Source organism: uncultured Reyranella sp. (genome assembly GCF_945957355.1).
Taxonomy (GTDB): Bacteria; Pseudomonadota; Alphaproteobacteria; order Reyranellales; family Reyranellaceae; genus Reyranella.
Genome location: NZ_CAMFKM010000001.1, coordinates 151,192 through 163,856, shown reverse-complemented (window position 1 = coordinate 163,856; position 12,665 = coordinate 151,192). Strand labels below are relative to the sequence as shown.

Annotated in this window: 10 protein-coding genes; 9 read left to right on the top strand and 1 reads right to left on the bottom strand. The window is 69.0% G+C overall.

Annotation, left to right across the window (positions count from 1 at the left end; translation table 11 throughout):
* The first annotated feature begins 3 nt into the window (after positions 1-3).
* The 9 genes from Q0Q48_RS00750 (at position 4) to Q0Q48_RS00710 (ending at position 11,266) form a co-directional block, all read left to right on the top strand.
* Positions 4-810 (top strand): class I SAM-dependent methyltransferase, encoded by an 807-nt coding sequence (locus Q0Q48_RS00750; RefSeq protein ID WP_295132353.1) that lies wholly within the window; start codon positions 4-6, stop codon positions 808-810.
* A 211-nt stretch (positions 811-1,021) separates the two neighbouring features.
* Entirely contained in the window at positions 1,022-3,820 is a 2,799-nt protein-coding gene (ileS, locus tag Q0Q48_RS00745; protein ID WP_366915259.1) for an isoleucine--tRNA ligase, read from the top strand.
* Entirely contained in the window at positions 3,817-4,299 is a 483-nt protein-coding gene (lspA, locus tag Q0Q48_RS00740; RefSeq protein ID WP_295132348.1) for a signal peptidase II, read from the top strand. Before ileS ends, lspA begins: the two co-directional genes overlap by 4 nt.
* Positions 4,300-4,344: 45 nt before the next feature.
* Positions 4,345-4,929 carry a DUF3035 domain-containing protein gene (locus Q0Q48_RS00735; protein WP_295132346.1) on the top strand — a complete coding sequence of 195 codons (585 nt, stop codon included), beginning with the start codon at positions 4,345-4,347 and terminating at the stop codon, positions 4,927-4,929.
* Between the two features lie 5 nt (positions 4,930-4,934).
* Positions 4,935-6,305, top strand: coding sequence for a pitrilysin family protein (locus Q0Q48_RS00730; protein WP_295132345.1), 1,371 nt, complete (start codon positions 4,935-4,937; stop codon positions 6,303-6,305).
* Positions 6,302-7,627: a pitrilysin family protein gene (locus Q0Q48_RS00725; protein WP_295132342.1), complete on the top strand. Its 1,326-nt coding sequence runs from the start codon at positions 6,302-6,304 to the stop codon at positions 7,625-7,627. Before Q0Q48_RS00730 ends, Q0Q48_RS00725 begins: the two co-directional genes overlap by 4 nt.
* Before the next feature lie 13 nt (positions 7,628-7,640).
* A complete protein-coding gene (locus Q0Q48_RS00720; RefSeq protein WP_295132339.1) occupies positions 7,641-8,963 on the top strand; it encodes a glucose-6-phosphate isomerase in 1,323 nt (440 codons plus the stop codon).
* Between the two features lie 12 nt (positions 8,964-8,975).
* On the top strand, positions 8,976-10,793 hold the full coding sequence (mutL, locus tag Q0Q48_RS00715) for a DNA mismatch repair endonuclease MutL (RefSeq protein WP_295132336.1): 1,818 nt from the start codon (positions 8,976-8,978) through the stop codon (positions 10,791-10,793).
* A complete protein-coding gene (locus Q0Q48_RS00710; RefSeq protein ID WP_295132333.1) occupies positions 10,790-11,266 on the top strand; it encodes a hypothetical protein in 477 nt (158 codons plus the stop codon). The genes mutL and Q0Q48_RS00710 overlap by 4 nt, the downstream gene beginning before the upstream one ends.
* On the opposite strand, the gene Q0Q48_RS00705 is transcribed toward Q0Q48_RS00710, so the two are convergent.
* On the bottom strand, positions 11,253-12,656 hold the full coding sequence (locus Q0Q48_RS00705) for an MATE family efflux transporter (RefSeq protein ID WP_295132330.1): 1,404 nt from the start codon (positions 12,654-12,656) through the stop codon (positions 11,253-11,255). The two genes, Q0Q48_RS00710 and Q0Q48_RS00705, sit on opposite strands and share 14 nt — an antisense overlap.
* Positions 12,657-12,665 lie beyond the last annotated feature (9 nt).

Here is a 12,665-nt window from a genome sequence, read left to right as displayed (position 1 = left end):
CAGATGAAGGCGTCCGAAGCGGGAGCGTTCTGGGAACGCAACGCCGAGACGTGGACGCGCCACGTGCGCGCCGGCTACGACATCTACCGCGACGCGCTGAACTCTCCGACCTTTCTCGACGCGCTGCCGCCCATCGATGGCCGGCGCGGGCTCGACATGGGATGCGGCGAGGGCGCCAATACGCGACACCTCGCCCGGCGCGGAGCCCGCATGGAGGGCATCGACATCGCGCCGACCTTCATCCGCCATGCGCGAGAAGCCGAATCCACTGAGCCGCTCGGCATCTCCTATGCCGTGGCCGACGGCACGTCCTTGCCCTTTGCCGCTGGCAGCTTCGACTTCGTCACCGCCTTCATGTCGCTGATGGACATGCCTGACATTGACGGCGTGCTGGCGGAGGCACGGCGCGTCGTCCGGCCGTGCGGCTTCCTTCAGTTCTCCATCCTGCATCCCTGCTTCTCGCCGCCGCACCGCAAGGTGCTGCGCGATGCCCGGGGCGAGGCGAGGGCGGTCGAGGTCGCAGATTACTTCAACGGGCGGGACGGCGAAGTCGAGCGATGGGGCTTCGGAAGCGCTCCGGCGGCGGAGAAGGCGGCCAGCCCGCTCTTCGAGGTGCCGCGCTTCCACCGCACCCTGTCGCAGTGGATCGATGCTCTCGTCGGTGCCGGTTTCGTCCTGGAACGCATGGTCGAGCCGTGCGCCACGCCGGAACTGGCGGCGGCCCAGCCGGTGGTCGCCGACACGCGCGTCGTGCCGCAGGCGCTGATCGTGCGGGTTAGGCGGCCGCGGGAGCCGGCGGGCGCTCCTTGACCCCCCGGACCCCCATCCCTAGATTGCGCGCCCTATGTTCACCAGGGCTTTCCAGGAGCGAATTACCCGCCCGGTCCGCTGACCGCGGCCGGGTCGTCTTGCCTGCCAGCGGCCGCCCGACGGGCGGCTGGAATTTGCTCCCTCCTGCGCCGAGTTTCTTGTGACAACTGATTATAAAACCAGCGTTTTCCTCCCGAAGACCGACTTCCCCATGCGCGCCGGCCTGCCCAAGAAGGAGCCGGAGCTCCTGAAGCGCTGGGCCGACATGAAGCTCTGGGACCGGATTCGCGAGGAGAGCAAGGGTCGCCCGAAATTCGTGCTGCACGACGGCCCTCCCTACGCCAACGGCAACCTGCATATCGGCCACGCGCTCAACAAGATCCTGAAGGACCTCGTCTCGCGCACCCAGCAGATGATGGGCAAGGACAGCCACTACGTGCCGGGCTGGGACTGCCACGGGCTCCCGATCGAATGGAAGATCGAGGAACAGTACCGCGCCAAGAAGCAGGACAAGGACCAGGTTCCGATCGTCGAGTTCCGGCGCGAATGCCGCGCCTTCGCCGATCACTGGATCACGGTGCAGCGCGAGGAGTTCAAGCGCCTCGGCGTCGATGGCGACTGGGACAATTACTACTCGACGATGAAGTACGAGTCCGAGGCCGTCATCGTGAAGGAACTGGGCAAGTTCCTGCTGAACGGCGGCCTCTACAAGGGATCCAAGGCGGTGCTCTGGTCGGTGGTCGAGAAGACCGCGCTGGCCGAGGCCGAGATCGAGTATCACGACCACACGTCCGACACGATTTACGTTCGCTTCCCCGTCGTGAAGTCGAAGGGCGGCAAGCTCGACGGCGCCTCGATCGTGATCTGGACGACCACGCCCTGGACCATGCCGGGCAACCGGGCGCTCGCCTACGGCCAGGACATCGCCTACGCGCTGGTCGAGGTCGCCGCCGTCGCCGAAGGCAGCAAGGCCCGGGTGGGCGAGCGGCTGGTGCTCGCGCGCGAGCTCGTCGATGCGGTCGCCGAGGAGACGAAATTCACGCCGAAGCTCGTGGCCGAGGTCACGGCCGAGGATCTGGAGGGGCTGATCGCGGCCCATCCATTCCGCGGCCAGGGCTTCGAGTTCGACGTGCGCCTGCTGCCGGGCGGATTCGTCACAGCCGATGCCGGTACCGGTTTCGTGCACATCGCGCCGGGCCATGGCGCGGACGACTACGAGCTGGGCATCGCCAACGGTGTCGAGGTGCCGGACACGGTCGCCGAGGACGGCAGCTACTATCCGCACGTGCCGTTGTTCGCCGGCAAGCGTGTCTATACGCCGGAGGGCAAGAAGGGCGACGCCAACCGCACCGCCATCGCCCTGCTCGACGAGGCGGGCAAGCTGCTGGCCTCGGGCCGCATCACGCACTCCTATCCGCATTCCTGGCGGTCCAAGGCGCCGGTCATCTTCCGCAACGCGCCGCAATGGTTCATCGCCATGGACAAGCCGATCCCCGAGATCGGCGGCACCCTGCGCGAAAAGGCGCTGGCGGCGATCGACGCGACGCGCTTCGTGCCGCCCGCCGGCTACAACCGCCTGCGCTCGATGATCGAGACGCGTCCCGACTGGAACGTGTCGCGCCAGCGCGCCTGGGGCGTGCCGATCGCGGTGTTCGTCGACAAGAAGAGCGGCGAGCCGCTGCGTGACGCCGAGGTGATGGGCCGCGTCGTCGAGGCGTTCCGCGCCGAGGGTGCCGACGCCTGGTTCGAGAGCCCGCCCGAGCGCTTCCTCGGCAACAAGTACAACGCGGCCGACTTCGAGCAGGTGACGGACATCCTCGACGTCTGGTTCGACTCGGGCTGCACCCACGCCTTCACGCTCGAGGGCAACGACCAGCTGAAGTGGCCGGCCGATCTCTATCTCGAAGGCTCGGACCAGCATCGCGGCTGGTTCCACTCCTCGCTGCTCGAGAGCTGCGGCACGCGCGGCCGCGCGCCCTATGACGGCGTGCTGACGCACGGCTTCACGCTCGACGAGCAGGGCCGCAAGATGTCGAAGTCGCTGGGCAATATCACGGCGCCCCAGGCGGTCTGCGACCAGTATGGCGCCGACATCCTGCGCCTCTGGGTGGTCGGCACCGACTACACCGAGGACCAGCGCATCGGTCCGGAGATACTGAAGCACCAGGCCGAAGCCTATCGCCGCCTGCGCAACACGCTGCGCTACCTGCTGGGCAGCCTCGACGGCTACTCGTCGGACGAGGCGGTGGCCCATGCCGACATGCCCGAGCTCGATCGCTGGGTGCTGCATCGCCTGGCCGAGCTGGACGCGGTTCTGCGCCGTGCGGTCGACGACTACGACTTCCACACGATCGCGACCGAGCTGCATAACTTTTGCGCCGTCGATCTCTCGGCCTTCTACTTCGACATCCGCAAGGACTCGATCTACTGCGACGCAGCCGGCTCGCGGCGCCGTCGCGCCGCGCGCACCGTCATGGCCGAGGTCTTCTCGTTCCTGACGGCGTGGCTGGCGCCGATCACCTGCTTCACGGCGGAAGAGGCCTGGCTGGCGCGGCCCGGCGACATGCCGGATGGCAAGGCCGAGAGCGTCCACCTGCGTCTCTATCCCACCATCCCGCCGGCCTGGCTCGATGCCGCGCTCGGCGAGAAGTGGAAGACCGTGCGCGCGCTGCGCCGCGTCGTCACCGGCGCCCTGGAACTGGAGCGGGCCGAGAAGCGCATCGGATCGAGCCTGCAGGCCGCTCCGCACGTCCATGTCGCGCCGGAATATCTGAAGGCGATGGAAGGTCTCGACCTGGTGGAGATCTGCATCACCTCGGGCGGCGATCTGGTCGCGGGCGAGGCGCCGGCTGGCGCCTTTACCCTGCCCGATGTGCCCGGCGTCGCCGTGGTGGCGAACCTCGCCGAGGGCACCAAGTGCGCGCGCTGCTGGCAGGTCCTGGAGGAAGTCGGCAAGTCGGCCGCCCATCCGCTGATCTGCCGGCGCTGCGAAGAGGCGGTCTCGGCATGAGGCGGATCGACCGCCAGGCCATGATCCTGCTCGCCGTCACCCTGGTGGCGGACCAGGTCTCCAAGCAGCTCCTGCTGGGATTCCTGCTGAAGGCCGGCGCCATCGTGCCGGTGATCGACGGGTTCTTCCGGCTCGTCATCGTCTGGAACCGCGGCGTCAGCTTCGGCCTGATGGGCGGTGACCAGGCGCTGCCGCCCTGGGTTCTGTCGGCGGTGGCGATCGCCGTCTGCATCGGCCTTTTCCTGTGGCTGCGACGAACCGACCGCCCCCTGACCGGATGGGGCATCGGCCTTGTCATGGGGGGAGCCATCGGCAATGTTATCGACCGTGCCCGTTGGGGAGCGGTGTTCGATTTCGCCGATTTCCACATTGGCCAATGGCATTGGCCAGCCTTCAATGTCGCCGATGCGGCGATCGTCGTCGGCGTCGGGCTCATGCTGATCGACTCGCTGCAAGGCGAAAAGAAACCGGCGCCCTGAAGCGGCCATGATCGGCAGACAAATATTCAAGACCAAGGACGGACGATGAAACCGACTCTCCTCCCGATTCCATTGGCCCTCCTGGCCTGCGGCAGCCTCGCACTGGGCGGCTGCGGCGCCTTCGACAATATCGGCGGCGGCAAGAAGACGTCGCCCGATGAATTCAAGATCGTCTCGCATTCGCCGCTGACCATGCCGCCCAACGCCGAATTGCGGCCGCCGCGGCCGGGCGAGCCGCGTCCCCAGGAAGTCACGCCCGCCGACCAGGCCAAGGAGGCGCTGTCGCCGGCGCTCGCCGGCCGCACACAGGCCCGCGTCAATGCCGGTCCCGACGCGGCCCGGTCGGGCAGCAGCTCCGAGCAGGCGCTGGTTGCCCGCGCCGGCAAGGGCGGCATCGATCCCAACATCAGGGGCCAGGTCAACACCGATACCAAGACCCTGGCCGAGAGCGACAAGTCGTTCATCGACAGCCTGATCTTCTGGCAGGACTCGCCGCCGCCGGGCGTGTTGGTCGATCCGGCCAAGGAGCAGCAGCGAATTCGCGATGCCCAGGCCTCCGGCCAGCCGGCCGCCGGGCCGACGCCGACGATCACGCGTCGCAAGCGCGGCCTGCTCGAAGGCATCTTCTGAGTTCGATGCCGCTTCCCGGCCGCCGCACCCTGCTCGGCGGCCTCCTCGCGGGCGCGGCCCTCTCTCCGTCCGGGCCGGCGCTCGCGAAGCTTTTCGCGGTCGGACAGCGCAACGCCGAGACCTTCACGCTCCCCAACGGCCTGCAGGCCATCGTGCTGCCGTCGCGCCGGGCGCCGATCGTCACCCAGGTCGTGGTCTACAAGGTCGGCAGCGCCGATGAGACGTTCGGCCGTACCGGCGCCGCGCATTTCCTCGAACACATGATGTTCAAGGGCACCGACAAGGTGCCCAGCGGCGAGTTCTCGCGCATCGTCTCGCGCAATGGCGGCCGCGACAACGCCTACACCACCTTCGATTCGACGGGCTACCATCAGACCATCGCGGCCGAACGGCTCGATCTGGTGATGCGCATGGAAGCCGACCGCATGACCGGCGTGCACATCACCGAGCGCGAGATCGTGCCCGAGCGGCAGGTCATCCTCGAGGAACGCCGCATGCGCACCGACAACGTGCCGGCGTCGCTGCTCGACGAGGCGGTGCGCGAACAGCTCTACGGCCGGCATAAGCCCTATGCCATGCCGGTCATCGGCTATGTCGACGACATCAAGCGGCTGGGCGTCAACGACCTCGCGGGCTTCTATCGTCGCCATTACGCACCCAACAACGCCGTCCTGATCGTCGCCGGCGACACCACGACGGAGCAGGTGCGCAAGCTGGCGGAGCGGTATTACGGCCCGATCGCCAGCCGCAAGATCGAGCCACGCCTCCGTCCCTCGCAGGGCGGCACCGACCTGCCGCAGAAGGTGATCCGAGCCGACGCACGGGTCGTCGAGCCGCGCTGGTCGCGGCTCTGGCTGGCGCCGTCCTACAAGGTCGGCGATACGAAGTATGCCTATGCGCTGCAGGTGCTGGCCCGGCTGTTCGGCGGTACCGAGACCAGCCGCCTGTCCCGGGTGCTGGTGGAGGAGCGCAAGACCGCACTGTCGGCCTGGGCCTCGTACGGCCCGTCGAGTCTCGGCCTCACCTCGTTCGACATCGGCGTGCATCCCGCCAAGTCGACCAGCCTCAACGCCGTCGAGGAGGCGGTGACGGGCGAGATGAAGAAGCTGCTCGACGGCGGCGTCACGGCCGGGGAGGTCGAGCGTGCGCAGAACCAGCTCCTGGCCGCCGCCATCTACTCGCAGGATTCGCTGGCGAGCGGCCCGCGCATCTATGGCACGGCGCTGAGCACCGGGAGCACAATGGCCGACATCGACGCCTGGCCACAGCGTATTTCCGCCGTCACGCCGGCCGAGGTGCTGGACGCCGCCCGGCATGTCTGGCGCGACGAGGGCGCCGTCACGGCATTGCTCACGCCCGCCGAAGGCAGCCGGTGAAGCCGCTGCGTCTCCTCGCGGCCGCACTCGCCGGCCTGTTCGCCCTGCTGCCCGCGGTGGCGGGCGCGATCGAGATCAAGGAGATCACGACGCCGCTCGGCATCAAGGCGTGGCTGGTCGAGGACAAGAGCACGCCCATCGTGGCGCTGTCGTTTTCATTCTCCGGCGGCACCGCCACGGATCCGGCGGGGCAGGCCGGCATCACCGACCTGATGGCGGGCCTGCTGACCGACGGCGCGGGGCCGCTGGATGCACAGGTTTTCCGCCAGCGCCAGGAGGACGCCGCGGCGTCGCTGGGCTTCAACGCCTCGCTCGACCGGCTGACCGGTTCGCTGCGCGTCCTGTCGGCCAATCGTGACGAGGGCTTCGAACTGCTGCGGCTCGCGCTGACCGCGCCGCGTTTCGATCCCGACATGGTGGCGCAGCGCCGGGCGCAGACGATTGCCGGCATCAACCAGGCGGCCCAGCGTCCGGGCTCGGTGGCGAGCCGCACCCTGATGGAGACGCTGTTCGCCGGCCATCCCTATGCCGCCGATCCCGACGGTACGCCCGAGGGGCTGGCGGCCGCGACGCCGGACCTCCTGAAGAAGCGGGCCGGGGAATTGTTGCTGCGCAACAGCCTGATCGTCGCCGCGGTCGGCGATATCAGCGAGGCCGAGCTGGCGCGTCAGCTCGACCGGTCTTTCGGCCTGCTGCCCACCGGCACGCCGCCGGCGCTGCCGCCGCAATGGGTGCCGCCGACCAAGCCGCGTGTCGTCGTCGTCGAGCGGCCGGTGCCGCAGAGTTCGGCGCTGATGGCGCTGCCCGGCATCCCGCGCGACGATCCCGACTGGTACGCGGCGCTGGTGATGAACCATGTGCTGGGCGGCGGCGGACAGCAGTCGCGGCTGTTCAACGAGGTGCGCGAGAAGCGCGGCCTGGCCTACAGCGTGTCGAGCGGCCTGCGCACCTACAAGCGCGCCTCGCTGCTGGTGATGTCGACCGGCAGCGCCAACGAGAGAGTCGCCGAGGCCATCAAGGTGATCCGTGCCGAGATGGGCCGGATGCGCAACGAGGGCATCACCGAGGCCGAGCTGACCGACGCCAGGACCTACCTGACGGGCGCCCTGGCGCTGTCGCTCGATTCGTCGGGATCGATCGCGGGCCTGCTGCATTCGATGCAGATCGACGGCCTGTCGCCCGATCACCTGACGCGGCGTGCGGCGCTGATCGCCGCGGTCAAGCTGGACGATGTCCGCAAGGTCGCGCGGCGCCTGCTGCGCGACGAGGCGCTGACCACCGTGGTGGTCGGCCGGCCTGTCGGTGTCACACCCGAACCCTGAGGATCGGTTTCTCATGTTCTACAGCCACGTGATCGACGATGCGCTCGAAAGCAAGGTCGGCAAGCAGGGACTGCATCGCGCCGCACTCGATCGCGAAATCGCGAACGCCAGCAAGGCCCTAGACAAGTTCCGGCAGTGGAAGGCCGACGGTACGTTGCCGCTGCTCAGCCTGCCCGGCACGCGCGACGATCTCGCGCTCCTGAAGCCGCACGCCGCGCGATTCGCGAAGTTCGAGCATGTGATCGTGCTGGGCACCGGCGGCTCGAGCCTCGGCGGCCAGACCCTCGTCGCTCTGAAGGACCAGGGGTTCGGGCCTCTGCAGGGTCACCCGAAACTGTGGTTCATGGACAATGTCGATCCGTCGACCTTCACGGAACTGGCCGCCCGCCTGCCGCTCGCGCGCACCGGCCTGATCGTCATCTCGAAGTCCGGCACCACGGCCGAGACGCTGACCCAGTTCCTGACCCTGCTGCCGGAGTTCGAGGCCAGGGTCGGCAAGGACAGGCTCGCCGAACATGTCATCGCGATCACCGAGCCCAGCGACAATGCACTCAGCCGCCTGGCCGGCCGCATCGGCTGCCCGATCCTCGATCACGATCCCCGGGTGGGTGGCCGCTTCTCGGTCTTGTCGCTGGTCGGCCTGCTGCCCGCGATGATCGCCGGCCTCGATGTCGGTGCGGTGCGCGAAGGCGCGGCGAGCGTGCTCGATCCGGTCCTCGAGGCGAGCGATGCCGGCGATCTGCCGCCGGCTGTCGGCGCGGCGCTGTCGGTCGGGCTCGCCAGGGAACGCGGCATCGGCACCACGGTGCTCATGCCCTATTGCGATCGCCTCGGCTATTTCGGCTTCTGGTATCGCCAGCTCTGGGCCGAGAGCCTGGGCAAGGGCGGCAACGGCACGACGCCGGTGCGGGCGATGGGTACGGTCGACCAGCACAGCCAGCTCCAGCTTTATCTCGGCGGCCCGGCGGACAAGATGTTCACCGTGCTGATCCTCGACACGGCGGGGAAGGGCCGGACGATCGCTCCCGAGGCGCTGGGGGGCGACAAGTCGCTGGGCTATCTCGAGAACCATTCCCTGGGCGACCTGCTGCTGGCCGAAGCCGAGGCCACCGCCGCCACCCTGGCAAACAACGGCCGGCCGACGCGCGTCATGCGAATCGCCACACTCGACGAAAGGGTGATGGGCGCGCTGATGATGCATTACATGCTCGAGACGATGTTCGCCGCCCATCTGCTGGGGGTCGACGCCTTCGATCAGCCGGCGGTGGAGGAGGGCAAGATCCTCACCCGCCAGTATCTCGCCGCGCGCGTATCTTCCACAGGACATCGGTCCTAAAATGACGGCGCCATGAGCGCCTCCCGAACCCTGCGTCGCCTGCCCTCGACGCTCGTCAACCGTATCGCTGCCGGCGAGGTGGTCGAGCGCCCGGCCAGTGCGGTGAAGGAGCTGGTCGAGAACGCGCTCGATGCCGGCGCGCGCCGCATCGCGGTCACCCTGAAGGAGGGCGGTCGCACCTTCATCTCCGTGGTCGACGACGGCGTTGGCATGTCGCCCGACGAGCTGCGTCTCGCGGTCGAGCGGCACTGCACCTCGAAGCTGCCCGACGACGACCTGACCGACATCCGCACGCTCGGCTTCCGCGGCGAGGCGCTGCCCTCGATTGCCTCGGTCAGCCGGTTCACCATCACCTCGCGCCCGGCCGGCGCGGACACCGCCTGGAGCCTCGAGATCGACGGCGGCGCCAAGGGTGAGCCGCGGCCCGCGGCGCATCCGCAGGGCACGAGGGTGGAAGTGCGCGAGCTGTTCTTCGCGACGCCGGCACGCCTCAAGTTCCTGAAGGAGCCGCGCACCGAGTCGGGCCATGTCGCCGATGCGATGCGACGGCTCGCGATGGCCCATCCCGAGGTCGCCTTCCGGCTGGAGAGCGAGGAGCGCGCGCTGATCGACCTCGCGGCGGCGAACCCCTCTCTCCTGTCGGGCGATGCCGCGCGGCTGGAGCGGTTGGGCGCCATCATGGGCCGCGAGTTCGCCGACAATGCCGTGGCGATCGACGCCAACCGCGAGGGCTTCCGGCTCACCGGCTTCGCCGGCCTGCCGACGCTCAACCGGCCGACCGGCCAGCACCAGTATCTCTTCGTCAATGGCCGCCCGGTGCGCGACAAGCTGCTGGCCGGCGCGGTGCGCGGCGCCTACCAGGACTTCCTGGCGCGGGACCGCCATCCAATGGTGGCGCTGTTCCTCGAGGCGCCGACCGAGATGGTCGACGTCAACGTCCATCCCGCCAAGACCGAGGTCCGTTTCCGCGACGCCGGCATCGTGCGCGGCATGATCGTGGGCGCGCTGCGCACCGCGCTGTCGGCCGCCGGCCATCGCGCCAGCACGACCGTGTCGGATGCAGCGCTTGGGGCGATTCGCCCCCATACGGGCTTCACGACGCCGCTTCCCATGGGGGGTGGATACAGCAACGGTGGCGGCTACTCGTCCGTGCCGCGCGGCCTTGCCGAATCGGCGATGCAGTTCATGGCGCCGCTCGACGGCCTGTCGGCAAGGGTCGAGGAGCAGCCTGCGAACATCGCGCCCGGCAACTATCCGCTGGGCGTGGCGCGGGCGCAGCTTCACGAGACCTACATCGTGGCCCAGACCGACCAGGGCGTGGTGATCGTCGACCAGCATGCCGCGCACGAGCGGCTGGTGCACGAGCGATTGAAGACCCAGCTCGAGGCCGAGGGCGTGAAGCGGCAGGCACTGTTGCTGCCGGAAGTCGTGGAGATCGGCGAGGACGGTGCGCGGCGCCTCACGCAACGGGCTGCGGAACTTGCCGACATGGGCCTGGTGCTGGAGCCGTTCGGTCTCGGTGCGGTGGTGGTGCGCGAGACGCCCGCCGTGCTGGGCGAGGTCGACATCCAGGGCCTGGTGCGAGACCTGGCCGACGAACTCGCCGAGATGGGTGATCATCTGTCGCTGAAGGAGAAGGTCGAGGAAGTCTGCGGCACGCTCGCCTGCCACACCTCGGTGCGGGCCGGCCGCCGCCTCACGGTCGAGGAGATGAACGCGCTGCTGCGGCAGATGGAGGCGACACCGCACTCCGGCCAGTGCAATCATGGCCGACCGACCTACGTCGAACTCAAACTGGCCGACATCGAGCGGCTGTTCGGAAGACGATGAAGAAGTTTTGCGCACTGCTCCTGATCGCCTGTGCCGCCGTTTCGGGCGCCTCGGCCCAGACCCGCGCGCCGGCGCCCCCGTCCGCTGCGCCGCTCGGCGCGACGCCGACGCCCGCGCCGGCCTCGCCGCTCGACGGCACGTGGCGTGGCACCAGCGACGGCGGCTCGTGCAATGCGCCGCTCGATTACGTGCTCACGATCGAATCCGGCTTCGTCGATGGTTCGGCCTACGACACCACGGCGCGCGGCCCGGTGCCCAATCCGAACAAGTCGGCGCCGCCGCCGCCGGGCCCCGGCCTGTGGCAGATCCACGGCGTGGCCAAGGTGGGGGCGCCCTTCAACCTCCTGAGCCTCGCCTCGGTGAAGGGTCCCGATCACCGCCGCGTGCAGCTCACCGCCCGCGGCGATGGCCAGAGCCTGGTCGTCAGCGAGACCAGCGGTTGCCGGCGGACGGCGCGGCTCACGCGAAGCTGACGAGGCCCAGCCGTTCGCGGCGCAGCCAGCGCACGAGCAGCAGCAACGCCACGACGGTGAGGCCGGTGGCGAGGCCGATCCACAGGCCGAAGCCGGCCAGCCCGCCCTGGAAGGCGAGCCCCACGCCCAGCAGAAGGCCGATGCCCCAGTAGCCGATGCCTGCATAGACCATGGGTACGCGCGTGTCGTGCAGACCACGCAGCATGCCGGCGGCCACCGCCTGGCCGCCGTCGGCCACCTGGAACAGGGCCGCGACCATCAGGAAGCTCACCGCCAGTTCGATCACGGGCAGATTGGTCGGCGTGTCGAGATCGAGGAACAGACCGACCAGGGTGCGCGGTGCCACGATCATCGCCAGCGCCGTCAGCGCCATGAAGCCCACACCCATCACGTAGGCGGTCCAGCCGGCACGGCGAACTCCTTCCCTGTCGTGCCCGCCGAAGGCCCGGCCGACGCGCACGGTCGCGGCTTGCGCGAGCCCGAGCGGCACCATGAAGGAAAGCGAGGCGAGCTGCATGGCGATCGAATGCGCGGCCAGCGCCGCGGCGCCGATCAGTCCCATCAGGAAGGTCGCGCCGTTGAAGACGGCGACCTCGAAGACCAGCGTCGCGCCGATCGGCAGGCCGAGATGCCCGAGCTCGCGGAAGCGCGGCCAGTCGGCGCGCCAGAAGCGGCCGAACAGGTGATAGCGGCGGAACTTGCGGTCGGCGAGCACGACGGCTGCCATCATCGCGAACATCAGCGTGTCGGCGAAGGTCGTGGCATAGCCCGCGCCGACCAGCCCGAGCTTCGGGAATCCGAGATGGCCGAAGATCAGCACCCACGCCATCGCGGCGTTCGCGACGACACCGGCGATGCCCGCGGCGAGCGCCCACAGCGGCCGCTCCAGCGCCGACACGAAGGACCGCAGTACGAGGAAGAAGAAGAACGGCAGCAGCGACCATTGCAGTGCCCGCACATAATCCGCTGCGGATTTCGCGAGCGCCGGCTCCTGGCCCATCGCCAGCAGGATGGCCTCGCTCTGCCACAGCACGATCCAGATCGGCACCGTGAAGCCCACGGCCATCCACAGGCCCTGACGCACTGTGCGGCGCACGTCGCGCACAGAGTGGCCCTTGCGGCCGAGCTCACGCGCGATCATCGGCGCGGTGGCCGTGGTGAGACCGAGGCCGAAGATCATGGTCGCGAAATAGAGGTTGGATCCCAGCGCGCCCGCGGCCAGCGCATCGGGGCCGAGCCATCCCATCATCACCACGTCGGTCGCCGTCATCAGCGTCTGCGCGAGATTGGTGAGGATGAGCGGCCAGGCGAGCAGCAGGGTCGCGCGGGCTTCCTCGCTCCACGTCGTCCTGCCGCCTCGTTCCGTCGTCCCGCCCTGCGCGTCGTTCATGCCGGCGCT

Coding starts and splice junctions, on each gene's coding strand:
- Q0Q48_RS00750 (WP_295132353.1), top strand. CDS start 4: ATGAAGGCGTCCGAAGCGGGAGCGTTCTGGGAACGCAACGCCGAGACG.
- ileS (WP_366915259.1), top strand. CDS start 1,022: ATGCGCGCCGGCCTGCCCAAGAAGGAGCCGGAGCTCCTGAAGCGCTGG.
- lspA (WP_295132348.1), top strand. CDS start 3,817: ATGAGGCGGATCGACCGCCAGGCCATGATCCTGCTCGCCGTCACCCTG.
- Q0Q48_RS00735 (WP_295132346.1), top strand. CDS start 4,345: ATGAAACCGACTCTCCTCCCGATTCCATTGGCCCTCCTGGCCTGCGGC.
- Q0Q48_RS00730 (WP_295132345.1), top strand. CDS start 4,935: ATGCCGCTTCCCGGCCGCCGCACCCTGCTCGGCGGCCTCCTCGCGGGC.
- Q0Q48_RS00720 (WP_295132339.1), top strand. CDS start 7,641: ATGTTCTACAGCCACGTGATCGACGATGCGCTCGAAAGCAAGGTCGGC.
- mutL (WP_295132336.1), top strand. CDS start 8,976: ATGAGCGCCTCCCGAACCCTGCGTCGCCTGCCCTCGACGCTCGTCAAC.
- Q0Q48_RS00710 (WP_295132333.1), top strand. CDS start 10,790: ATGAAGAAGTTTTGCGCACTGCTCCTGATCGCCTGTGCCGCCGTTTCG.
- Q0Q48_RS00705 (WP_295132330.1), bottom strand. CDS start 12,656: ATGAACGACGCGCAGGGCGGGACGACGGAACGAGGCGGCAGGACGACG.